Source organism: Rhodococcus sp. DMU1, assembly GCF_012272955.1.
In the GTDB taxonomy this organism is placed as follows: Bacteria; Actinomycetota; Actinomycetes; order Mycobacteriales; family Mycobacteriaceae; genus Rhodococcus; species Rhodococcus aetherivorans.
The window spans coordinates 2126737-2149012 of sequence record NZ_CP050952.1; the positions used below are offsets into that span (position 1 = coordinate 2126737).

Here is a 22276-nt window from a genome sequence, read left to right on the forward strand (position 1 = left end):
GCGGTGCACACTCCCAGCGACGTGCAGATCGACCCGAACACCGTGCTCGGCAAGGTCGTCACCGTGCTGTATGCGTTCACCGTCGACGACCACGGGCTCAGCCTCGCGGAACTCGGCCGGCGCACCGGCATCCCCAAGGGCACCCTGCACCGGCTGGTCTCCGACCTCGTCAAGGTGCGCCTTCTCGACCGCACCCAGGCCGGCTACCGGCTGAGCGGGCAACTGTTCGAACTCGGAATGCGGGCGTCCACCGAACGCAGCCTGATCGAGGTCGCAACCCCGTTCATGGAGGACCTGTACGAGCGGACGCACGAGACGGTGCACCTCGGCATCCTCGAGGGCACCGAAGTGGTCTACATCTCCAAGATCGGGGGACACCGGCAGGCCCGCTCCCCGTCCCGTCTCGGTGGCCGAATGCCGCTGCACTGCACGGCCATCGGAAAGGCCCTCCTCGCCTACTCCGATCCGGAGATCCTCGAGAGGGTGCTCGCCGGGCCACTCGAACGGCGCACCCCGAAGACGCTGTCCGGGCCCGGACTGCTGCGCGCACAGCTCGAACGCATCGTCGACGAGGGGGTCGCGTACGAACGCGAGGAATCCGCGATGGGCATCACCTGCGTCGCCGCGCCGGTACTCGACCCCGACGACCGGCCGATCGCGGCCCTCAGTGTCACCGGTCCCGTGGCCCGCTTCCATCCCGAGCGGCACGCCACGTCGGTGCGCGCGGCCGCGGCCGGCGTCGCCGCCACCCTCGCGCGCCGCGCGCGGATGTCGGAGCCGGAATGAGACGGGCCGCACCGTGCCCGGCGGCCGGCCCGGCAGTTCCGGCAGGGAACCCCGGTCCGTCGCGGAGGCGGACGAATCGGACAGCGCGTGGGGCGTTCGTCGTCTAGGCTGCCGCGCATGACATCGATTCCGGTGAATGTGGACAATTTCGTTCGCGCGGAGACGGATCGGATGTTTCTCGATCTTCAGCGGGACGCCGGGGGCATCAATGTGCTCCGGCACAACCGGGAGCCCGCCTCGGTCGAGCAGCAGACGGTGATCCGGATGAACCGCGACACCCTGTACAGCCTCGCGATCGTCGACACCTCGGGGGGAGCGACACTCACCATCCCCGACGGCGGTCGGCGGTACATGTCCGTGATGGTGGTCGACCAGGACCACCATGTCGATCGGATCCTCCACGACCCGGGAGAGCACAGGTTCACGGCCGACGAGTTCCCGACACCGTACGTCGCCGTCGCGGTGCGGATTCTCGTCGATCCTTCCGACCCGGACGACGTCCGCACCGTGGTCTCGCTCCAGGACCGGTTCCGTCTCGAAGTCGGCTCGTCGACGCCGTTCGCGGCGCCCGGCTACGACCGTGCGAGCCTCGACGCGACGCGGGAGGCGCTGCTGGCGCTGGCACGAGGACTGACCGGATTCGATCGGATGTTCGGCGCCAGGAACGCCGTCGATCCGGTCCGGCACGTGATCGGTACCGCCGCCGGCTGGGGCGGCCTTCCGACCGAGGAGGCCGTGTACATCGGCGTCGATCCGGGACTGCCGGTCGGAGAGTACGAGTTGACCGTCGGCGATGTGCCCGTCGACGGCTTCTGGTCCGTCTCGGTCTACAACGCCGAGGGCTTCTTCGAACCGAACGAGCACCACGCCTACAGCATCAACAACCTCACCGGCGTGCCGAACGCCGACGGCTCGATCACCGTCCGTTTCGGTGGCGGCGACGATGCGGACCGCGCCAATTACCTTCCCGTCACGGAGGGGTGGAACTATCTCGTTCGCCTGTATCGCCCGCGTGCGGAGGTCCTCGACGGAAGCTGGGTGTTTCCCGCCCTCGCCTCGTCACCGAACGGGCGGTGAGCGTCGACGCCGGCCCGGCGTCGTCCCCGAGTTCGCGTTCCACCGCGACCGGGCCGCCCCGCGGGTAGCGGGACGGCCCGGTGCGTCCGAGAGCGCAGGTCACGCCCGCCTCGGGTAGTCCGTCTCCCACGGCGCCGGGATCGGGTAGTACCGCTCCAGGAACTGCGTGACCTTGGCCGTCCGCAGCTCGAGGTCGACCTCGGGCACGCTGCCGTCGTTGAGGCAGAAGAAGTCCATCTTCCGCTTCGCCAGCAGCGTGTCCAGCTCGCGCAGACCCGATTTCATCGTCGTGTCGACGTACCGCATGCGGGCCGTCGTCTGCTGCACCGCCCGGCCGGTCATCAGCGCGTAGTAGTGGTAGAACGAGTTCGTCACCGAGATGTTCTCCGCGGCCCGGAACGTGCTCGCCGCCGTCGCGGCGAACTCGTCCGCGAACTCCCGCTCCATCTCCGCCATGATGCCCTTGCGCAGGGGAACCGGCGTGTGTTCGAGGTGCCGGGTGATCGTCACCCCGAACCGGTCCTCGAGCAGCCGGCGATTCACGCGCGCCGCGTTCTCGAAACCACTGCGCTTCTTGTGGTTCCGGCCCAACCCGATCCGGGTGTCCGCCTCGATGAACTTTGTGACCCCGCCGCCGGAGAAGAACATCTGCGGATCCACCGGGCGGCCGAAGAACATGTCGTCGTTCGAGTACAGGAAGTGCTCCGCGAGGCCGGGGATGTGGTGCAGCTGGCACTCGACGGCCTGCGAATTGTGGGTGGGCAGCACCGACGGGTCGGCGAAGAACTCCTCGCTGCGCACGAACGTGACCCGCCCGTCGTCGGCCAGCCAGTCCGGTCGCTCCGAGTCGGTCGCGACGAAGATCCGCCGGATCCACGGCGCATACATGTGTACGGAGCGCAGCGCGTACTTCAGCTCGTTGATCTGCCGGAAGCGCGCGGGGGAGTCGTCGCCCTCGCCCACCACGTAGTTCTGCATGCGCTTGGCGCGCTCGGCCTGCCACTCCTTCGACGAGCCGTCCACCCACGAGAACACCAGGTCGATCTCGAACGGGACGTCCGACGGATGGGTCGCGAACATCCCCTCGATCGTCGGCCACGTCTGCCCGTAGCGCTCGACGGTGGTGCGGGTGATCTCCTCCCGCGGCACGCTGCGCCGGGTCAGGGCGTTCTCCTTCGGCAGGAGGATTTCGTCGTCGGTGTGCGACCACAGCTCGATCTGCACTCCGTTCGACGCCCCGTACCGCAGCCCGCTGGTCAGCTCGACTCGCGGCCGGAACAGGCGGAACGCCCGATCCTTGGAACTGTGGGAGAGCCGGCCGTCGGCGACGAGCACCGGTCGGCGCCGCTTGGTGCCGACCGTCTTGGAGTAGAACGGTTCGTCGGTGCACGCGGCGACCAGTGCGGCGCGCAGCTCCTTGCGGTCGGCCCAGTCCACCGCCAGCACCGGGCGCGCGCCGTCGCCGCGGACCAGCAGATAGTCGATGCCGGCGTCGTCGAGGACCCGGCGCACGAAGTACAGATCCTCGAGCATCGCCTCGTGCGGCGTGGTCGTCGAGATGGGGATCGCATAGCGATCCCGGAACCACACGATGTCCGGGTGGCCGTGCAGCCGGGGCCGCTCGGACGCGAGCGGGGGAGCGTCCCCAACGCTGTGGGGCAGGGGGACGAGATGAACGGTGTGGGGGGCCGGCGTGTGCGTCGGAGTGCTCCTTTCCTGTGAAGGGATTTCCCGCGAAAGATCCCGGGAACGAGAAGTTTGATTCTAGTGGCCGATGCGACTGAAGGTGCAACTGAAGACTGCAGGGGAGAACCTGTAGCCGGGGAGGCGGCGCGTTGTCGGCTTTGTGTCGATTCGATGCTGCGGACGTGATCGTTGCGTGACGACCCGCGGACCGAATGTCACAGCGGGTCGATTGGATCGCATGACTGTGACATTCGGTCGAAGTCCGGTCGCCGGCTGGTCGCCGTCTGGCCGCCGTCCGGTCGCCGTTCGGCCGAGCGTTGGTCAGGGTTGTGCCTCCGACATCCGTGTAAGCCGTTCGACGACGTACGGCCACGGAATCCGCTTCTGCTCGAGCAGTGCCAGCACTGCGGCCGCGTTGTCCGGCCGTAGCAACGCCCACGCCGGGTGCTGCTGTCGCAGGCGCGGCAGGCGGTGCAGGTCGGCGGTGGACACGACGCTCCCTCCGGGATCGGGTTCGACCATGCTGACATATGGGAGCGACAGCGTCGCGGGCGTGGTCCGCCGAACTCGGGCGGGTTCGAGGTCGGCCTCCGGGGGCGAATCCAGACGAGTACCGAGTCAGCGGGTGTGCGACTCGAAGTCGTCGAGGACGGCGACGATGCGCTCGGCCGTGTCTTCAAGTCCGGTGCACCATTGCGCTTCGGGTACGCGAGTGCCGCCCTTGCCGAAAAGAACCTGAGCGAAAATGAGCACGCCGTAGGACGTCTCGACGCTCATGCCGCAACGTTCGGGGAGGGACAGGTTGGTCTTCAGCAGTGCGCGTCGGCCCGCGATCTCAGATGGAATGACGTCGTCGCCGTTGTCGGCGGTCTTCTGGAGTTCGATTGCCCAGTCGAAGTTGGCCGATCTCACCGTCAGGGCGTAGGCGGCAACGCCGGGAAACTTCAAGACGCCGTCGTAGGAACAGCCGAGCATCGTGTAGTGCGTCGCCGCGAAATCCGTGTTGTCTTGGGAGTTCGGGTCGTAGCCTGCCGCGGCAAGAACGTCGTCGGGGATGTCGAGGCACGGGTCGAAGGCGACGAGAGGTCGGTCGGACTCGTCCACCAGGCGCGGTACTCGTGTCGTTGCTGTTGGGGTACTCGGGGCCTCGTCTGTGGATTCCGAGTTGGGGGACGAGGCAGTGCACGCTGAGAGCGATGCAAGCACAATAAGTGTCCCTGTGATTGCGGCACCGGTACGGCCCGCGGTCACAGCTCGTCCTGGTTCAGGGCGTGCAGACGGGCGGTCCAGTTGTTTTCGGCCGCGAGAAACCCCTCACCGCCTGCGGCGAACGCTTCTCGCATGCCGCTGAGCACCGCCTCGAATTGTTCCAGTCGTTCGTAGAGCGATTCGGGTGTGCCGCGGGCTTTGCGAACGAAGCCGGCGCGGAGGTCTTCGGCCGACTTGAAGCCCCCGAAACTTGGTGCATCGGTCAGGTCGCTTGCATGGCGTGCTGCGTTGCGAAGTGTCGTCAGCATGGTGTCGCAGATGGCGACGATCTCCTCGATCGTCCGCGGTTCCAAACGAAGTCTCTCTGCCATGAATCCCCCCGGTATCAGTTGGCCCGGGAACTGTAACGCATTCGATTGCAGGTCACGCGGGATTCTCTTTCGAGAATGGGGGTTGAGACGCCTGCGCCCCGACCGAACTCGCGTGCGATTCGGTCGGGACGATTCGGTTCTCGTCGGCGGGGTCGGTGTCTCACAGCGCCAGTGTCAGGCCTGCTCCTGCGAGAGTGTGCGGTCAGGCCGGAGGCGAGCATCCAGGCGGAGTGCTTGTCGAAGGTCGGCGCTCCCCGGTCGCCCACCACGGCGAGTATCGGTGCGATCAGTCCGCAGATGCCGACGACGACAAAGATCGTCAGCGCCAGGCCGTCGAAGCCAGGGCCGATGGGCGACGTCGAGCCCAGAGCGGATGCACAGATGTGCGGGGCGCATCGAACCTCCGTGGGTAAGAGCGTGTCTTGTATGGGTCGGATCCTGTGTACGGCATGATGCATGGCGTGGTCGATGCGTTGTCTACTCGGTTGGTGCCGGATGCGTTGTGGGAGATCGTCGAACCGCTGCTGCCTCGGTTCTCGCCGAGGCCGCAGGGCGGCGGCCGGGCGGCGCTCGATGATCGGGCGGTGTTCACCGCCGTCGTCTACGTGCTCACCAGTGGCTGCGCCTGGCGGCACCTGCCACCGTCGTTCGGGGTCAGCGTCCCGACCGCGCACCGCCGGTTCGCGGCCTGGGTCAAGGCCGGGGTGTTCGACGAGTTGCACCGCCAAATCCTCGACCGACTCGGCGCCGGCGGGGACCTGGACTGGTCCGCGGCGATCCTGGACGCCGCGCACGTCCGGGCGAAAAGGGGGGCTCTCTGACCGGTCCCAGCCCGGTCGATCGAGGCAAGAACGGCTCGAAGATCCACATCCTCTCCGACGCCGATGGTATCCCACTGGTCACCGCGGTGACCTCGGCAAACACCCACGACAGTGTCATGCTGCAGCCGATGGTCACTGCGATTCCGGCGGTGCGATCGCGTCGTGGTCCGCGTCGCCGCCGGCCCGGCCGGTTGCGGGCGGACAAGGGTTACGACTATCCCGTACACCGCCGGTGGCTGCGGGCACGGGGCATCGTCCCGCGTATCGCCCGCCGCGGCGTCGACAGCAGCGAGCGCCTCGGCCGTTACCGGTGGAAGGTCGAACGCACCCTGGCGTGGCTGAGCGGCTATCGCCGGCTGACGATGCGCTACGAACGTCACGGTGAGCACTTCGCTGCCTTTCTCCAACTCGCTGCTGCGCTGACCTGCTTCAAGAAACTGGCCAAATGAGACATGCTCTAAACCACGATGGCGGGTCAGATCGCGAACAGCAGCGCGCCGGTACCGATTGCGACGGCGACGCAGTAACCGAAGAATCCCCCGGCGTCACCTTGGACAGCGAGGCCCAGACTTCGTGCGCGAGACGGTCGGGAAGTTCGACGCGTTCTGGTGGCTGCTCCTCATCGTGGGAACGCGCCCCAGTACGGAGTCACCACGGTGTCGAAGCGGCTGCCGCTATCCCTGCTCGCGGTGCTCGACGAGGTCTCCAACGTTCGCAGGCTGTGGGAGTTGCCGAACCGGTACTTGCACTCCGGCAGCCGCGGAACCGTGCTCATCACCACCTTGCTGTCCCAGGTCTACTCTCGGTAGCCACCAGCCTGCGTATCGGGAGATGATGCGTCGGCCGAAGCATCTGCTCATGGCAGGTGGCACGCGTTCGTGCACTACATGGTGTAGACGGTGCGGAGCATGACGGCATCACGTTCGCGCGGCGTCCAAGATCTTTTGTGCCCGCTCTGCGACGGGGAGATCCACGAATTCACCTCCGGGTAGCCGGACCGCCGCTCCGCCGGCCTTCTCGAATGCGTCGACCACTTCGCGGGCCCAGTCGATGTCGTCCTGTCCCGAAGTGAAGGTGGCATGGATGGCCGTCAGCTGGGCGGGGTGAATTGCGGACTTGCCGAACAGGCCGAGGCTGCGACTGTGGGCGGCCTGCTGGATGAGTCCGTCATTGTCGTCGAGGTGGGGGTAGACGCTGTCGATCGGTGGGGCGATGCCGGCGGCGCGCGCGGCGACGACGAGGTGGGATCGCACGTACTGCATCGGTATGTCCCCGTCTCCCGTGCCGAGGTCCTTCTGCAGGTCGATACCGCCGAGTGCGAGATGCGTTACCGCCGGGTGGCCGGCGATATCGAAGGCATTGGCGACCCCTTTCGCGGTTTCGATGGCGCAGATCAGGGGTTTTTCCGGGGCCCGGGCTGCGACCCAGTGAACGTCGTCGAGTGTTTCGACCTTGGGGATGCGGATGCCGTGTGCCGATGCAGCGACGGCATGCAGATCAGCGGCGGCGAGTCCGGTTCCGGGGGCGTTGATTCGCACCCATGCGGTCCTGGTGGTGACGACGGATGCGACGTTTGCCCTGGCGGTCCGCTTCTCGGAGGGCGGCACCGCGTCCTCGAGATCGAGGATGACGGCGTCGGCGCCGGCGTGGAACACCTTTCCGAGCAGATTCAGGTTGTGGCCAGGCGCGAAGAGGTAGCTGCGGTTCATCAAAGGACGCCCTTCTCGGTGAGTTCGGTCATTCGTTCCTGGTCGATGCCGAGGGTGTCCCGGTAGAACTCCTGGTTGTCCTGCCCGAGGCGGCGGCCGGGGAACTTGATCGCGCCCGGAGTCCCGAGCATGCGAAGCATGACGTTCTGCATCTTGATCGGGCCGAGGTCTTCGTCGTCGACGGTCGTGATGCAGTCACGGGCGAGGACCTGCGGATCACTCATGAGTTGCGCGACGTCGTAGATGGGTGCGAGCGCGGCGCCGACCCGTTCGAACTCGGCCGTGACCTCATGCAGGGGTCTGTCTGCGATCCACTTCGCAACCGCGTCGTCGAGCAGTTCGCCGTTGCGGCTGCGTTCGCCGGCAGAGTCGAACCAGGATTGCTCGACGATGTCAGGTCGGCCGACCAGGCGCATGACCCGCGCGGCGACAGAGGTGGCGCTCGCGGAGACGGCAACCCACCGGCCGTCCTTGGTGAGGTAGGTGTTGCGTGGAGCGTTATTGGGGGAGCGGTTGCCGTTGCGGCCGGTGATGGTGCCGAGTTGGTCGTAGGCGGTGGGCCCGGGGCCGAGAATTCCCAGGAGTGGTTCGAGTAGTGACATGTCGATGACCTGTCCGCGGCCGGCCGAGCCGTTGCGGTGGAGGAGTGCGGTCACCACGCCGAATGCGCCGGCAAGTCCGGCAACGCCGTCGGCGAGTCCGAAGGGCGGCAGCGTCGGTGGGCCGTCCTCCGTCCCGGTTTGGTGGGCAAAGCCACTCATCGCCTCGGCCAGGGTGCCGAATGCGCGGCGCTCGGCGTAGGGCCCGGATTGGCCGAACCCGGTGACGCGGAGCAAGACCAGTCCCGGATTGACGGCATGGAGTCGGTCCGGACCCAACCCCCACTTCTCGAGTACGCCGGGGCGGAAGTTCTCCACCAGCACGTCGGCATCGATCACGAGGTCGCGGAGTATCTGCTGGCCTTCGTCGGTGCTGAGATCGAGAGTGATGCACTTCTTGTTACGGGCGATGACCTTCCACCACAGTCCGTGGCCGTCCTTCCGGGCTCCGTGTGAGCGGGCGGGATCGCCCGAGGGGTGCTCGATCTTGATTACGTCCGCGCCGAAATCACCGAGGAGCATGGCGGTGATCGGTGCGGCGTAGACGGTACTGATGTCGAGGACGCGGAGGCCGTGCAACGGGCCACGTGTCGGAGGAGGGCTGTCGGCTGTGCTCGTGCCAGGGTGGTCGTGGGTCGAGTAACTGTCGCTCGGGTGTGCAGTCATAAGCTGTCCTCGGATGGTGGGGAAGGTCGATACAGGTGCGGCGCTCGACAGCGGCCGGGGTGCACGAGCGCGGACCGACGGGTGATGCCGGCAGGGTCATGGCGCGACCGAAAAGTCCGTGGCGCCGTTGCCGCCACCTCAGATTGACATCCCCCGGGTTCAACTACAATCACGGGCATATCGACAGCAGTTAACTTTGTCTAAAGTCAGGGGTGGCGCGTGCTGGATACTGCCAGGATGTTCACACTGCGCACGGTCGCCGCGCACGGGTCGATCACCGCGGCGGCGTCCGCGCTCGGGTATACCACTTCGGCTGTGTCCCAACAGATCGCGAAGCTGGAGAAGGAGGCGGGGCAGCCGCTTCTGGAACGGCACGCGCGAGGCATCGTGCTGACCGAGGCCGGAAGCTCGGTGGTTCGGCACACCGAACGTATCCTGGTCGAGCTGGAGGCCGCCGAGGCCGAACTCGCGGAGATCAAGGGGCTGCGGGCCGGTGTGCTGGCGATCGGCACCTTTCCCACGGCCGGATCGTCACTGCTGCCGCTGGTGGTCAAGGAGTTCAAGACGCGGCACCCGGGCGTCGATCTGAAGGTGCTCAGCGGCCGGTTCGCGCAACTGGTCGACGCCCTGCGCCGGCGGGAGACCGAATTGTCGTTGCTGTGGGACTACGAATGGAACCGGATCGACGACCCCACGTTGACCTACCACCACCTGATGAACGATCCGACCGTGTTGCTGGTGTCGGAACGGCACCGTCTGGCTGACCGCGACTCGATCCGGATCACCGAACTGCGCGACGAGTCGTGGGTGGTGCGCGCCGACGATCACCCGGTTGCCCAGACACTCGAAAAGCTCTGTCAACAAGGTGGTTTCATGCCTCGGACGAGCGTATTCGCGCACGACTACGGTGAAGTACAGGCGATGGTGGCCGTCGAGCTCGGTGTGGCCATCGCGCCGCGCCTGGCCGTGCTCAACCTCCGGCCCGACGTCCGGTCGATTCCCCTCGCGACCCGCCCGCCGCAGCGGCGCATCCTGGTCGCGCATCTGACCGAGCGGCGGCTGAGCCCGGCCGCGCAGGAAGGAATCGCGGTGTGCACTGCCGCCGCCCGCCTACTGCAGGAGGGATTCGAGGCCGGATAGGGGCCCAACCCTCCCCGGAAGGATGTCTGTCAGTTCCGGCAGATGCCGAACGCGTCGGCGAGGCGAGTGATCTGCTCGGCCCGCCCGAGGCGGGGTAGGTCGCTGCCGTCGCGGATGATGCGGCCGCGGGCTTCGAAATCGGCCAGGAACTGCCGCGCCCAGGTGACATCCGACGGTGTAGGGCTGATGGCCTCGTTGATCACCTGCAGCTGGTCGGTGTCCAGGCACAGCTTTCCGGTAAGGCCGAGGGAGACGGTCACTGCGGACTGTTCGCGCAACACGGTGTGGCCGTTGCTGACGGTGGGGCCGTCGATCGGTCCGGGCAGCCGGCCGACCCGGCTGGCGACCACCAGTCGGGAGCGAGGGTACGCCATGGCGAGGTCGTCGGCGCTCGTGCCGGTGTCCCGGCGATAGTCGCCGCTGCCGAAGGCGAGCCGGAACACGCCGCGGGCGCGAGCGATAGCGCCGGCCTGCTCGATGCCGAGGGCGGATTCGACCAGGGCAAGGACTGGGGTGCCTCCGCCGAGTCGGTCGAAAGTTTCGGTGATATGTTCTGCCGCTTCAGTTTTCGCGAGCATTACGCCCGCCAGTCCGGGAAGGCCGGCGAGTCGATCGACGTCGTCGCTCCAGTACTTCGAGGACCGGTCGTTGATCCGGACCCAGGCCGAGGAGTGTTCGAGCCAGGCGGCAACGTCCTCGCGTGCTGAGGACTTCCGTTGCGGATCGACTGCGTCCTCGATGTCGAGGACGATCTGATCGGCGCATGAACGTTCGGCCTGGTCGAACAAGTCGATCCGGCCGCCGTTGACCAGCAGCCAGGAGCGGGCGATCCGCGCGTCGATTGTCCGGGGTGCGATCGTGGCGTTCTCGGGCATTCGGACCTTCACCGTGCCAACCCGACCAGTGCAGGCGCCGGGCCGGTGACGAAGAGTTCCGCCACTGCGATGCGTCGGGCCGCCCGGTGCAAGGTGACCGATTCGAGGATACCGTCGGGCGAGGTGGTGAGGTCGACGTCGAGGACCCCGGCGGGCGTCCCTATCCGTAGCGATCCGGGCCACCGGACCCGTGTGTTGTGGGTGACGACGCCACCGGTCACGGTGGACGCCGCGGCGACGGCGACAGCGGACGTCAGTCCGATTGCGGGGTGCGGGGCAAGCATCGACAGCATCCGGACGGAGATGTCGTAGTCGTCTTCGTCGATGTCGACGCCCGCGCTGGTGCGGTAGTCCACCGGCGGGCCGACGACGCCGATCTTGGGGATCGCGTGGGTGATCGGGTCTCCCGGTTTGCTCAGTCCCATCAGCAACGATGATTCCCGTCGCAGCCGGAGAAGCAGCGGCAGGTGTTCGGCGATGGTCCGATTGTCTTCTGCGCCGGTCAGGCCGAGGTCGGCGGCGTCGAACAACGCCGCCGGAGCGCCAGCGGCGACCATCGTGGCGCGGTACGTGTGGTTTTCGATCGAAATCTGTTCGGCGGGTGCGCCGGTGGGCAGCAGTGTGGCTGTATCGGCAGCGAGACCGGCGAAGGTGAGGCCAACCGGGACGCCCAGCGCGCTGGTGCCTGGCACGGCCGCGTCACCCTCGGTGGGGATCATTCCGCCCGGGGTCGCGATCTCGGCAGTGAGGATTGCGCCGGTGTTCTGGTTGCGCATCCGCACGGTCGTCACCGCGGAGTCGACCGGAACGAAGCCGGATTGCAGCGCATACAGCCCGATCGCGGTGGCGCAGTTCCCACAGTTGCTGCCCCATTCCACCTGCCGGTCACCGATCGCGACCTGGGCGAACAGGTAGTCGACGTCGATGCCGGACTCGCTGGAGCGGCGCACGATCGCCGCTTTCGACGTGGTCGAGCTGCCGCCGCCGACACCATCGAGCTGGCGCGGGTCGCCGGAGCCGAACGCGGAGGTCAAGATGGCGTCCAGCCCCCCTGCCTGGGGGATGAGGGGATCGACGTCCACGGCGTTGAACAGCCAGCACTTGCTGGTGCCTCCCCGCATCCAGGTTCCACGGAGTGTGAACACGGTCGGCCCACCTTTCGGGTTGGAAGAGTGTGTGAGGCACCGCTGGAGGCTCCGATCGGATAGGGAGCGTAGGTGCCAGCGGTGTCCCACTACCCACCCTGACCGAGATCAGGGTGGAGAACAATGGCGGATTTCTCGATGAGGGTTAACTCGAGCTAAACCCTCAGGGGGTGGCGTCGACGCGTCAGGCCAGGGCCGGGATGGCCACCAGCAGCAGCCAGCACAGCATCGGCGCGATCGCGACCACGATGCCCGCGTTCAGCAGCAGCTGGCGGTAGAACCGGGGGCGTTCGATGTTCTGGGCGTTGGCGAGGACGAGCGCGCCGTTGGTCGAGAACGGGGATACGTCGACCACGGTGGCCGAGATGGCGAGGGCCGCCACGACGCCGACGACCGGGAGTGCTCCGGTCTGCAGCAGCGGAAGCGCGAGCGGGATGACAGCGGTGAGCAGTGCGGTCGACGACGCGAACGCCGAGGTGACGCCGATGACATAGCAGAGGACGACGGCGACCAGCAGGGGGGCCCCGATGGTGATCGCCATCTCGGCGAGATGGTCGAGCGTGCCGATCTCCTCCATGAGGGAGACATAGGTGACCATGCCCGCCACGAGCAGCACCGTGGACCAGCTGATACCGGCGATGGCCTCACTCTGCTTGGACAGGTCGGTGAAGGCGAGGATCGCACCGGCGGCGATGGCGACGAAGCTGATCGGCATGTGCAGCACCAGCACCAGCACCAGCACCGCGGCGATCAGGACGAGGGTGAGCTTCTGCACGGCGGTGACCGGCTGTCGTGCGGGTTCGGTGACGATCTCGGTGCGCGGGGTCCGGATGAGTACCTGGGTGCCGGTTCCCCCGGCCGAGCTGCCGGACGGGGCCGTGCCGGGTCCCTCGACGGGAGTGCGGTAAGGACTCCCGCCGCCGTCGGAGTCGAACTCGTCACTCGAGCCGGTAGCGGTGAATTCGAGGTTCCGCATCCGGGCGAGAACGGCGTAGCCGATCACGGTCAGGACCGAGAGCAGCAGGTTGATGCCGTAGCTGGCGAAGAACAGGGTCCACGGGGCGATCGTCAACCCACTCGATTCGACGATGTCACGGACGAGGACGCCCGAGACCGAGATCGGCGAGAATGCTCCGGCGTGTGCGCCGTTGATGGTCATGATGCCCATCACCAGCGGGCTCATCCGGGTGCGAGCGGCGAACGACATCGCCGCCGGCGTGATCAAGGCGACGGCCGCCGGGCTGAACGTGCCCAAGGCCGTGAGTACCGAGGCGCAGAAGAAGAACACCCAGGGAACGATCGTCACTCGTCCGCGGACGCTGCGTATGCAGGTGTTGACGAGGAGGTCGATGGTCCCGTTCTTCTTCGCCATGCCGAAGAAGTAGGTGACGCCGATGATCGTCAGCACGATCGAACTGGGGAACTCGGCGAGGATCTCCTTGTCGTCGTAGCCGAGGAGGAACGCCCCCACGACGAACGCGCCGATGAACCCCAATATGCCGATGTTGATGGGGAAGAAGGTGGCGATCACGAACATCGCCACCAATGCGATCAGTGGCAGTATCTCGATGGAAGTCATGAGCGTTCTTTCGGTTCACCGCGAGGCGGATCGAACGGCGCCCGATCGGCAGTTGCGAACGGGCGGGTCAAGCGAGGCGGAACGTGTCTTGCTGTCGCAGTCCACGTCGCACGAGGCGTTCCCGCAGGGTGCCGGAAGAGTGACTATTTGCATGTCACATCCTTCGCTTGACCATTACCTACATCACATTAGAAGCGGCCCGTGTTCATGACAATGTCGAATCGCTATGGTGGGCTTTAGTTGAACTGAAGGCTCACCCGGAGGGGTGAGGCGTAATCCGTTCGATGTGGTGACCCTGCTCCTGCTTCTCGGTATCACTGAGGCCGGATCCGTGGAGACCGCGCCGGCCGTGACGGCGTGTGAACGACGAAAGCGCTTCCCGTAGTGAGAGAATCGAGATTCTCGATGTCACGACTACCCGTATACGTAGAGGCGCTTTCAGTGCAATCATCGGACACCTTCACGGCTGGGTCCGCGGTGTTCGACGAACACAATCTCGTGTCCGCGGCCGGGCTGGTCCCGGTCCTCGACCTGGCCGAACAGGTCGAGGACAGCGGCAGGTGAACTTCGTCCAGAACGAGGTCGTCCTGTCGCTGTGTGCCTCGTGCTCGTCGACCACAGTCGGTCCGGCAGCAGCGCGCATCGAGCCGGCTTTCCAGTCCAGCACCTTGCCAGCCTCTACAAGCGGCCGCCGTCGAGCGAGAACTCGAGGGGGTTGTCGAGAAGTGGGCGCGTGAGCGGCAGGATGTGCCGATCGAGATCACGCAGCGTTTGCTCACCTCGACCGTTCGTATCGGTCAGCACCGATTCGCCAAGGCAGCGCTGACCAACCACGGCAACCGGTGCGTGTTCTGCGGCATGGGGAACGTAATCGGGGGACGTCGCCGGCCGCGACTGCTCCCTGCGAGCCACGTCAAGCCGTGGCGAGAGAGCGCCAGCAAGGAACGCCTCGAGCACCTGAACAGACTGACGGCCTGCCCCACGCCCGATGTCGCATTCGACACCGGCCTCCTCACCGTGTCCGAAGACCTCTCCATTACTTACGCAACCGACCTCGAACACGCACTGCCGAGTGACGAACCACTGCGTCGTGCCTTCGGCAAGCCGCCGCCGGCCGACCGGTTGATCCTTCCCGCGGGCGCGGATCGACCCGACACGGTGTACCTCGGGTGGCGCCGAACCCAGGTTTTCGTGTCGCCACCCACGGCTGCCGAAGGTCTACGACCGACAGGGGAGAAGGACTGCGCGCTCGATTGATGGTGCGCGATTCGCGCGCAAGCCTTTCGACCGCAACGCTACCCGAACAGTGCGCGCAGCTGTCCGTTGGCGTCGTCGCGGTCGAACCACTCCGGGTCGACGCGCTCACCCGGCCGCAGTCCGAGCCACTGCCGGATCTCGTCGTGTCGATCGTGGGCCGGGTCGTCGGCCGCGGCGAGCATGTCCGTCCAGCCCCACGTCCCGCCGGAGTCCTCGGCCGGCGCCAGGCCCTGCCCGTCGACACAGGCGGCGCGCGGTGCCTCGGCGTCGAAGTCGGCGACGGACTCGACGACGATGTCGTGCGTCCACCCGTCGCCGTAGTCGTACAGGTACGTCAGCGATGCCCCGAGCTGGGGCAGCGCCGTCCCGATGGTCACCATTCCCTCGTCGACGACCTCGTCCTGACCGTTTGCGAGCTCGTCGTCGAGCTGATCGTCGGGCACGTATACGCAACCACCGGTGAACGGCTCGCCCTCGGTGAACTGGTGCAGGTGGTAGTCCTCCCAGGCGAAGCAGCTTTGGATGACGAAGTGCAGATGCAGCAGACTCAGGGAATTGTCGACCACCACCCGTCGCCACACCGCAGGCTCGCTGTCGCGCAACGTGATTCGCAGGGTACACCGCGCGGGCGGGTGGATGGCGACGGGTGTCGCGTCGTCGAGGAGGATGCGCACGGCGGCCCGCACGACAGGACGGAGAGGCGTCGGCACGCGGTAGCTGTCCGCGTCGTCGAGGATGCCGTCGGCGACGAGGTCGTCGAGGCGGTCGACGAGCATGCTGCCGAGAAGACTCGGTCCGACCGGCATGCCGGGGAACAGCACGGACAGTGCGTGCAGGCGTTCCTCGGGGCCGGACGGCAGGGGGTGCTCACCGAGACCGGCGGACAGGACGGCAGCGGTCGCCTCGTCGAGGACGGAATGGAATGCCACGAGCCGCCCCTCGCCGCGCCTGCCGAGGGCCACGACGAGGGACTGTGTCACCGCGTCCCGGCACAGGGTGAGGTACTCGCCGGGATTACGGTCCGGATCCCGCCACACCGGCGCGGCAGGACCGGGCTTGACGACGGTCTTTCCGATCGAGATCAGGTCCAGCATGGCTGCAACGACCCAGGTCTGTGCCAGCACGGAAAGATCCCACATCGACTGGACCTTGCGCGGTGCCAGATCCTCGCGCTTGCCGCCGACAGCGTCGAAGGCCTCCATGACCAGGGCACGCTTCAGCGCTCCGGTCGCGGTCACAGGCCGACGTTCGCCGATCCAGCCGAGCAGGGCGTCCAGCCGTGCGACGACCGGCACGACCGTCAAGGCGGCACGCTCGGCCTCGGGATCGACCGGCGGCTCTTCGACGTCGACGGGTGGGAGGGACGCGAGCTTCGATTCGATGTACGACGTGAGCGTGGACAGACCGTACCCGAGGTCTTCGTCCTGGCCGGTCCACCGGTTTGTCGCCGAGAGGAACTGCAAGAACACGGCGGCATCCCCGGCGATGTGTGCCCGCGTCTCGTCGTCGTCCTCGACCAGTTCACTCGTCAGCACCCGCTCGAGAAGGTGGTCCACGTCGCGGCTCCGCCATGCCGTGGTCGCAAACCCGGAATCCGCACGCGAGAGCGCGTCGATCGCGTGCCCGACGCTGGCAACGAAGTCCTCCGCCTGATTCGCGGGGCACCCAGCTTTCTCCATCAGCCATGCGGCGAACTCCGGCGCCAGTGTGCGGTACTGCTCGCTCGGTGTGCCCGCCGGGCGGCGACGCTCGGCCAACGACACGACATTGTTGGGCAGCGGCTGAGAGGAGGATCCGCGACTCGACCCTGAGCGCTTGCGGGACATGGGCCTCCGACCTCGGTGGTCACGGAACAGTTCTCGCAGATGCTACCGGCTCGCCGTCGACGGATGCTCACGCGGCGAGCGGGTGGTCGGGTGCGTCGACGCGGCGGCACGGGCATCGCACGGCGCGGCCGTGCGGGTCGTCGGGTAGCCAGCCGTACTCGTCGCACCGGCCGCACCGGGGTGGCAGGGGAGGCCGTGGCAGGGGAAGCGATTGCCACAGCGGGATCCATGCGTGCGCGAAGCGCGTCGGATTGTTCGGTCGATGGACCGATCGTGCCGCCGCGACCAAGGGCGGGATTCCGTGGGAGTCGATCAGCGCGGCGATCTGGGAGCGCGCGGCGGCGGGCAGATAGTCGAACGTCGCCGTCAGACCGGCGGCGCGGCATGCGGTCGCCAGCTCGCCGATCTGCTTCTTCTCCGGGATGCTGCCCACCCCTTGTTGCCGTGGGGGCGGTGCCGTGGGTTCGGCGGCCGGTGAGGGGTTTGTTTCAGTCTCTTGGTCCTCAGTTCTTTGTTCAGCGCCGGGTTCTCCGGTGTCCGGCTCGCCGGGGTTCGGATTTCCAGGCCCCGGCTCGGGCCGGACCGGTACTTCATAGACGGTCTGGACGGTGATCCATTGACCGTGCTCGTTCTGGCGACGCTCGGTGACGAGGTGGCCGTGCGCAGCCAGTTCCCGCATCGCGGACCGGATGGCGTCACGGCCTTCGGACGGTGATTCCGCGGCGATCGCGTCGGAGCGGATGCGCCAGTCGGCCGGCTTCGAGAGCAGCCAGATCAAGACCGCGCGGGCGCGGAAGGAGAGGTCCTTGTTGCCGATCGTCTCGTTGCGGACGACCGTGTAGTGGCTCGTCGGGCGCGGCGCGCGGCGCACGCCTCCGACGCGGGTATTGTTACCCACGTTCGACTCCTAATCAGTCGGACATCCGGCCCGTCGGGAGTTGCCGCTCCTGGCGGGCCTTCTTCAATTGTGGCCCTCGCGGGTGCGAGGGGATGACACATCGTGGCACCGCGCCGCGGACGCGTCAATTGATTCGTCTTGATTGTGTGGAATCCGTTGGGGGCGAGCGGTAATCGCTGCGTCGGCGTGTCGCGCTCACCGATACCCGGTCGCATCCGCCGGCAGACCGCGATCTTGAACCTCCACCATGTACCGCCAGCAGTCGGGCTGTGACCCGTCGACGTCGGTGAAGCCGTACTCGCGCGCCAGGCCACCCGACGAGAACGACCCGCCGTTGCGGCGATGGACGTCCGGATCCGCGGCCAGCGCCGCGACGGCCCGGCCGACGAAACGCGGCGACTCCGAGATCGCGACGAAATGTGGCACGGCGGCGTCGCGCCAGTTCTCCTCCGTGACCCCGAAGTGCTCGAGCATCATCTCCGACCGCATCCACCCGGGCGTCAGCGCGACGGCCGTGCACCCGTGCGGCGCAAGTTCCTTCGCCTGGGAGAACGCAAGCCGGAGCATCGAGGACTTGACGAGGTCGTAGAACACCGAGAGCCGAAAGTTCTTCGCGTTGTACTCGGCGGTACCGTCGGTCATTTCGACGACGAGCCCGCCCGGGTTCCGGATCAGCAGTGGCAGAGCGAAGTGGCTGGTGATCAGGTGCGTGTCGACCGAGAGATGCACCATCCGCAGACCGCCCGCCAGGTCGTGTTCCCACAGCGGGGTGTCCCACTCGATGAGCTTCTCGCCGCCCCAGATGTCGTTGACGAGGACGTCGAGGCGGCCGTGCTCGTCGTCGATGCGCTGCACGAGCCGTCGCACCTGCTCGGGATCGAGGTGGTCGACGGCGACGGGTATGCCGACCCCACCCGCGGCCGTCACCAGCTCGGCGGTCTCCTCGATCGTCTCCGGCCGGTCGTACTCCGAGCGGTGCTCGCGGGTGCTGCGGCCGGTGCAGTAGACCGTCGCGCCGGCCTCACCGAGAGCGATTGCGGTTCCGCGGCCGGCGCCGCGGGTGGCGCCGGCGACCAGGGCGATTTTGCCTGTGAGTGGCTGTGCCATGGCTGGAACGGTACTGCCCGCAGCAGTCGGAAGGCAGCCGCACTCGGCGTGGCGCCGCCGGCGGTGTCGGACATATCAGTCACTATGTTCCGGTGCGCCGGTGGGACCGGCCGGAGAACAGTCGGAGGTAGAGCAGGTGCAGGTGATCGACACGCTGTCGCACGCGTCGGGTTCGCGGACGCTGCCGAAGGGCCACCGCTGGGTGGTCGTCGACGTCGAGACCTCCGGCCTGCGCGCCTACGCGCATCGGGTGCTCAGCGTGGCCGCGCTGGTGTTGCGGGAGGACGGCAGCGTCGAGCGGGAGTACTCGACGCTCGTCGACCCGGGTTGCGACCCCGGCCCGGTCCACGTGCACCGGTTGACGCGCGAACGGCTCGCCGGAGCTCCCCGCTTCGAGCAGATCGCCGGCGAACTCGCCGAGGTGCTGGACGGCGGGACCATCGTCGCCCACAACGCGGCCTTCGACTACGGATTCCTCGACGCCGAGTTCCGGCGCGCCGGAACCGAGATCCCGGCCAGACAGCGGTTGTGCACTCTCGCCCTGTCGAGGCGGCTCGAACTCGACGTGCCCGATCACAAACTCTCCACCCTGGCCGCCCACTGGCAGGTCCAGCAGTTGCTCGAGCACGACGCCTACGACGACGCCCGCGTCCTCAGTGAGGTCTTCGTACGCAGCGCCCTGCTCGCCGAGAGCCTGCAGCTCCCGCTGCCGGTGGTCGACTGCCTCAGCCGCAGGCCCGCCTACCCGGACTCCGTGCCGCGCGTGCCGTGCGAGTGGAAGAACCCGGGACGCCTGTCGCTGGACGTCGGCCTGGTGCAGGGGATGAAGGTGGTCGTCACGGGGCAGACGGTTACGCCGCGGGTCCCGCTCGCCGGCCGGATGGCCGACGCCGGCCTCGACGTCATGAATTCCGTCAGTCGCCAGACGAGCGTGGTCGTGTGCAACGACCCCGGCGTACAGACGGGCAAGATCCGCAAGGCGATGGCCGAGGGCATTCCCGTCGTCACCGAGCAGCAGCTCGAAGAGATGCTCACCCGGGTGAATCCGGGTGAACCGAAGATGCGTCCCGTGGTCGAGGTGGCCGCGCCCCCTGCCGAGCCGGTGATCGAACCTCCGCCGCAGCCGGAGACTGCGGAGCCCCTCGCCGATGTACCGAGCCTGCCCGAGCGGATGCTCACGGGACAGAAGCCGAAGCTGTGGCAGGGCCGGCGGGTGCTGCTCCTCGGCGGCACCCACCTCGACGCCGTGCTCATGCGCTCGCGTCTCGTCCAGCTCGGTGCACGCCCGTCGCTCAACCTCACCGCGGCGGTCACGGACGTGCTGATGCTGGAAGGCGGCGACAGCGACCGGCGCATGCCGCGCATCACCGCGCGCGAGCTCCCCGTCCTGACCATGACGGACATCAGCGCCGCGGTGGAGAAGGGCGTCGTGCCGCCGCACATGCGCATCGAGTCCCGCATCTCCGCGCCGGCGCTCGCCCGAGGCGAGGTCATCGACCTGCCGGCGCGGAAGACGTCGTGGACGGTCAACGTCGCGTGGCGCGCCGAGACGGACGACTTCGACGTCGACGTCGTCGCCTTCCTGCTCGCGGAAGACGAGAAGGTCGACAGCGACGACGACTTCGTCTTCTACAACAACCCCTCCGCCGAGGACGGCGCGGTCGAGCTGTCGATCGACGGCAGCAGCGAACAGAGCGTGCGGTTCGACCTGGCCGCGCTGCCCGACGAATGCGGACGCGTCGCGATCGCCGCCGCGATCGACGGCGAGCGGGCCTTCGGCGAACTGGGGGCTGTGTCGGTGAGCGTGGATGGTGAGGACGGCACGGCGGCGACCTTCGTGCTCGATGCCGGGACCACCGAGCGGACCATGGTGCTCACCGAGATCTACCGGCGGGCGGGGAAGTGGCGGTTGCGCGCGGTGGGGCAGGGGTACGACGACGACCTCGGCGGGCTCGTCGCGCTGTACGGCGTGGACGTCGAGGAAGGCAATTGACTGTCGAACGGACGTCGCTCTTCTGTTCGCCCTTACGTGCGATTCGGCTGGCACCCAGCCCACGTCCGCATCTTCCAGATAGTCCTGCCGACGGTCGGACCAGAATTTTCGATAGCGGGCCGGCCGAGTCGTGCAACCGGGCGGTGGTCCGGTGCCGGCCATCCGTCCAGGAAACCGCCGAATTCGGACCTGCGTAGGACTATTTCACGATGTGGTCCGCAAGGTTGAAGTCATGATATCTCCCGTACACTGTGCTGCCCTTGAACATCAAGCTGACAATCAGATTTCGAGCTTGCTGAACCACAACCGGATCGGACAGCAGTTTCTCGAGGCCGGAAAGCGAATCGAAGGAAACTCGCCTGACGGGACCGATCGAGGCATAGCCGTATTCTCGGCGCGAGCTGATTCCACGCCGTAGAACAAGCCTGGCGAACGTCGTCCGAGCCTTTCCCACGGGCGGTGCCACGTTGAGGAACCCGCGCACGACATCGGCGTTGGCGCGCCCATTGTCGGAAATGACCAGCGCTTCGATGGGGCCGACCGAAAGAGTCGTTAGTCGGCGTGACGATGCCGTCCTTCCGGTCGAAGGCATCGAGCTCAACGCCCAAACTCGACGCTCGGTTCGGCGCGGTGCGGGAAGGCACGAGTCGACGAATAGTGCCAGCAGCCTTACGATCTCAGGAAACTCCGAATGACTCGCAAGTTCCTGGTACTTGTGAAGGCTGGCTGCCCGCATGGCGGAATCGTCGACACGATCAAACATGGACTCGTCCGCAGGCACAGCGAACCAATCGGTGAGTTCTCGCGGATCGACGAGGGCGCTGAGAGTGGGACTAGGGAACGGGGTCGAGGTCAGAGCGATATTGCGCAGGCTGTGGGTTCGCCCCACGGACTCGATCAATTGCCGTTCGATCGGATCGAGCTGCTTCGCCGTCGGTACGGGACGGAACGCCACGTCGGTGATATCGAACCATCGGCGACGGTGCGCAGCGAGACGCGCGACGATATCGATCGTTTGACCGACATATCGATACCCGTCGGCGAACGTGAGGACATATACGCCACGTCGCGGATTGCCCGCCGAGAACTGGGAGGCGAACGAGGCCTGGGGGTCGAAACGTAACCGTGTGAAGCGCAGACCGCTGTACTTGATCTGCTCATCGTCGACGGTCATGCATCTCCTCACGGGTCCTGGGCAGAACAAGGTGTATCACCCCGGTCTGCGAGGGCAACAGGGGGTCTGCGACCGCGTGAGTATCTGTAACTCGGCATGGCTCCGGGAGTCCCAATTCGGAAGGTGTAACAATTGCTCACCGCCAGCGATTGAAGTTTGAAGTTGTTGACGACTACCAGGGGAAGCTCGCTTCGGGCCAGCCCTGCCCGACCCCGAAAGAAGCGCGTGTCCTCCTCGACCGACCCCTTCGATTTCAGCGAGTACTCGAGCTCGCGGGACGACGCAGACGATCCGTGGTCGGGTGGATCCCAGTCGCCATGGCCACCCCCCGAGCCGTTCGGAAGCGTGGCCGCCGCCT

At 66.9% G+C, this 22276-nt stretch carries 20 protein-coding genes; 7 read left to right on the forward strand and 13 right to left on the reverse strand.

Translation table 11 applies throughout. The features are described from left to right. The first annotated feature begins 3 nt into the window (after positions 1 to 3). Complete coding sequence (locus HFP48_RS10050) at positions 4 to 786, forward strand: IclR family transcriptional regulator (RefSeq protein ID WP_246872533.1); 783 nt, start codon at positions 4 to 6, stop codon at positions 784 to 786. Positions 787 to 903: 117 nt separating this feature from the next. Beyond that, entirely contained in the window at positions 904 to 1863 is a 960-nt protein-coding gene (locus HFP48_RS10055) for a DUF1214 domain-containing protein (protein WP_168579443.1), read from the forward strand. Between the two features lie 99 nt (positions 1864 to 1962). On the opposite strand, the gene HFP48_RS10060 is transcribed toward HFP48_RS10055, so the two are convergent. The 4 genes from HFP48_RS10060 to HFP48_RS10075 all read right to left on the reverse strand — a co-directional run bounded on the left by HFP48_RS10060 (position 1963) and on the right by HFP48_RS10075 (position 5129). Continuing rightward, positions 1963 to 3453: a stealth family protein gene (locus HFP48_RS10060; protein ID WP_168579444.1), complete on the reverse strand. Its 1491-nt coding sequence runs from the start codon at positions 3451 to 3453 to the stop codon at positions 1963 to 1965. 417 nt (positions 3454 to 3870) lie between these two features. Then, the gene (locus HFP48_RS10065; RefSeq protein ID WP_168578824.1) at positions 3871 to 4071 is read right to left on the reverse strand and encodes a hypothetical protein; all 201 of its coding nucleotides are present in this window, start codon (positions 4069 to 4071) and stop codon (positions 3871 to 3873) included. Between the two features lie 96 nt (positions 4072 to 4167). Beyond that, positions 4168 to 4800 (reverse strand): DUF3558 domain-containing protein, encoded by a 633-nt coding sequence (locus tag HFP48_RS10070; RefSeq protein ID WP_168579445.1) that lies wholly within the window; start codon positions 4798 to 4800, stop codon positions 4168 to 4170. Next, positions 4797 to 5129 carry a hypothetical protein gene (locus HFP48_RS10075; RefSeq protein WP_043800101.1) on the reverse strand — a complete coding sequence of 111 codons (333 nt, stop codon included), beginning with the start codon at positions 5127 to 5129 and terminating at the stop codon, positions 4797 to 4799. Before HFP48_RS10075 ends, HFP48_RS10070 begins: the two co-directional genes overlap by 4 nt. A 452-nt stretch (positions 5130 to 5581) precedes the next feature. Between HFP48_RS10075 and HFP48_RS10080 the strand changes: the two genes are divergently transcribed. Next, positions 5582 to 6399 (forward strand): IS5 family transposase gene (locus HFP48_RS10080; RefSeq protein WP_246872563.1). Its coding sequence is split into 2 segments (ribosomal slippage): positions 5582 to 5938 and positions 5941 to 6399, totalling 816 coding nucleotides; the frame shifts between segments, so codons are not numbered across the junction. Between the two features lie 468 nt (positions 6400 to 6867). Here the strand turns inward: HFP48_RS10080 and HFP48_RS10085 are convergent. Together HFP48_RS10085 and HFP48_RS10090 are read right to left on the reverse strand one after the other, a co-directional pair. Further along, positions 6868 to 7659 (reverse strand): CoA ester lyase, encoded by a 792-nt coding sequence (locus HFP48_RS10085; RefSeq protein ID WP_029542705.1) that lies wholly within the window; start codon positions 7657 to 7659, stop codon positions 6868 to 6870. After that, on the reverse strand, positions 7659 to 8924 hold the full coding sequence (locus tag HFP48_RS10090; RefSeq protein WP_168579446.1) for a CoA transferase: 1266 nt from the start codon (positions 8922 to 8924) through the stop codon (positions 7659 to 7661). Before HFP48_RS10090 ends, HFP48_RS10085 begins: the two co-directional genes overlap by 1 nt. A 219-nt stretch (positions 8925 to 9143) precedes the next feature. Here HFP48_RS10090 and HFP48_RS10095 point away from each other — a divergent pair, with 219 nt between their 5' ends. Continuing rightward, positions 9144 to 10064, forward strand: a complete 921-nt coding sequence (locus HFP48_RS10095; protein WP_029542709.1) for a LysR family transcriptional regulator — start codon at positions 9144 to 9146, stop codon at positions 10062 to 10064. A gap of 29 nt (positions 10065 to 10093) precedes the next feature. Here the strand turns inward: HFP48_RS10095 and HFP48_RS10100 are convergent, their stop codons facing one another. The 3 genes from HFP48_RS10100 to HFP48_RS10110 all read right to left on the reverse strand — a co-directional run bounded on the left by HFP48_RS10100 (position 10094) and on the right by HFP48_RS10110 (position 13663). Next, positions 10094 to 10939, reverse strand: coding sequence for a CoA ester lyase (locus tag HFP48_RS10100; protein WP_168579447.1), 846 nt, complete (start codon positions 10937 to 10939; stop codon positions 10094 to 10096). An 8-nt stretch (positions 10940 to 10947) separates the two neighbouring features. Continuing rightward, positions 10948 to 12060, reverse strand: a complete 1113-nt coding sequence (locus HFP48_RS10105) for a PrpF domain-containing protein (RefSeq protein ID WP_210432834.1) — start codon at positions 12058 to 12060, stop codon at positions 10948 to 10950. Positions 12061 to 12268: 208 nt separating this feature from the next. Then, positions 12269 to 13663, reverse strand: a complete 1395-nt coding sequence (locus HFP48_RS10110; RefSeq protein ID WP_168579449.1) for an SLC13 family permease — start codon at positions 13661 to 13663, stop codon at positions 12269 to 12271. Between the two features lie 441 nt (positions 13664 to 14104). Between HFP48_RS10110 and HFP48_RS32075 the strand changes: the two genes are divergently transcribed. Further along, positions 14105 to 14227: a hypothetical protein gene (locus HFP48_RS32075; protein WP_257785089.1), complete on the forward strand. Its 123-nt coding sequence runs from the start codon at positions 14105 to 14107 to the stop codon at positions 14225 to 14227. 183 nt (positions 14228 to 14410) lie between these two features. Next, entirely contained in the window at positions 14411 to 14920 is a 510-nt protein-coding gene (locus HFP48_RS10115) for a hypothetical protein (RefSeq protein WP_210432820.1), read from the forward strand. Between the two features lie 38 nt (positions 14921 to 14958). Here the strand turns inward: HFP48_RS10115 and HFP48_RS10120 are convergent, their stop codons facing one another. From HFP48_RS10120 to HFP48_RS10130, 3 genes are all read right to left on the reverse strand, one after another. After that, positions 14959 to 16683, reverse strand: a complete 1725-nt coding sequence (locus HFP48_RS10120; protein ID WP_246872564.1) for a plasmid pRiA4b ORF-3 family protein — start codon at positions 16681 to 16683, stop codon at positions 14959 to 14961. Between the two features lie 130 nt (positions 16684 to 16813). After that, on the reverse strand, positions 16814 to 17617 hold the full coding sequence (locus tag HFP48_RS10125) for a hypothetical protein (RefSeq protein WP_050034956.1): 804 nt from the start codon (positions 17615 to 17617) through the stop codon (positions 16814 to 16816). A gap of 222 nt (positions 17618 to 17839) precedes the next feature. Beyond that, on the reverse strand, positions 17840 to 18751 hold the full coding sequence (locus tag HFP48_RS10130) for an SDR family oxidoreductase (RefSeq protein ID WP_050034957.1): 912 nt from the start codon (positions 18749 to 18751) through the stop codon (positions 17840 to 17842). A gap of 136 nt (positions 18752 to 18887) precedes the next feature. Between HFP48_RS10130 and HFP48_RS10135 the strand changes: the two genes are divergently transcribed. Then, complete coding sequence (locus tag HFP48_RS10135; RefSeq protein WP_168579450.1) at positions 18888 to 20744, forward strand: TerD family protein; 1857 nt, start codon at positions 18888 to 18890, stop codon at positions 20742 to 20744. Positions 20745 to 20943: 199 nt separating this feature from the next. Here the strand turns inward: HFP48_RS10135 and HFP48_RS10140 are convergent, their stop codons facing one another. Further along, positions 20944 to 21918, reverse strand: a complete 975-nt coding sequence (locus tag HFP48_RS10140) for a GIY-YIG nuclease family protein (RefSeq protein WP_168579451.1) — start codon at positions 21916 to 21918, stop codon at positions 20944 to 20946. Positions 21919 to 22276: the final 358 nt, after the last annotated feature.

Coding starts and splice junctions, on each gene's coding strand:
- HFP48_RS10075 (WP_043800101.1), bottom strand. CDS start 5,129: ATGGCAGAGAGACTTCGTTTGGAACCGCGGACGATCGAGGAGATCGTC.
- HFP48_RS10100 (WP_168579447.1), bottom strand. CDS start 10,939: ATGCCCGAGAACGCCACGATCGCACCCCGGACAATCGACGCGCGGATC.
- HFP48_RS10055 (WP_168579443.1), top strand. CDS start 904: ATGACATCGATTCCGGTGAATGTGGACAATTTCGTTCGCGCGGAGACG.
- HFP48_RS10130 (WP_050034957.1), bottom strand. CDS start 18,751: ATGGCACAGCCACTCACAGGCAAAATCGCCCTGGTCGCCGGCGCCACC.
- HFP48_RS10065 (WP_168578824.1), bottom strand. CDS start 4,071: ATGGTCGAACCCGATCCCGGAGGGAGCGTCGTGTCCACCGCCGACCTG.
- HFP48_RS10110 (WP_168579449.1), bottom strand. CDS start 13,663: ATGACTTCCATCGAGATACTGCCACTGATCGCATTGGTGGCGATGTTC.
- HFP48_RS10105 (WP_210432834.1), bottom strand. CDS start 12,060: ATGCGGGGAGGCACCAGCAAGTGCTGGCTGTTCAACGCCGTGGACGTC.
- HFP48_RS10085 (WP_029542705.1), bottom strand. CDS start 7,659: ATGAACCGCAGCTACCTCTTCGCGCCTGGCCACAACCTGAATCTGCTC.
- HFP48_RS10140 (WP_168579451.1), bottom strand. CDS start 21,918: ATGACCGTCGACGATGAGCAGATCAAGTACAGCGGTCTGCGCTTCACA.
- HFP48_RS10090 (WP_168579446.1), bottom strand. CDS start 8,924: ATGACTGCACACCCGAGCGACAGTTACTCGACCCACGACCACCCTGGC.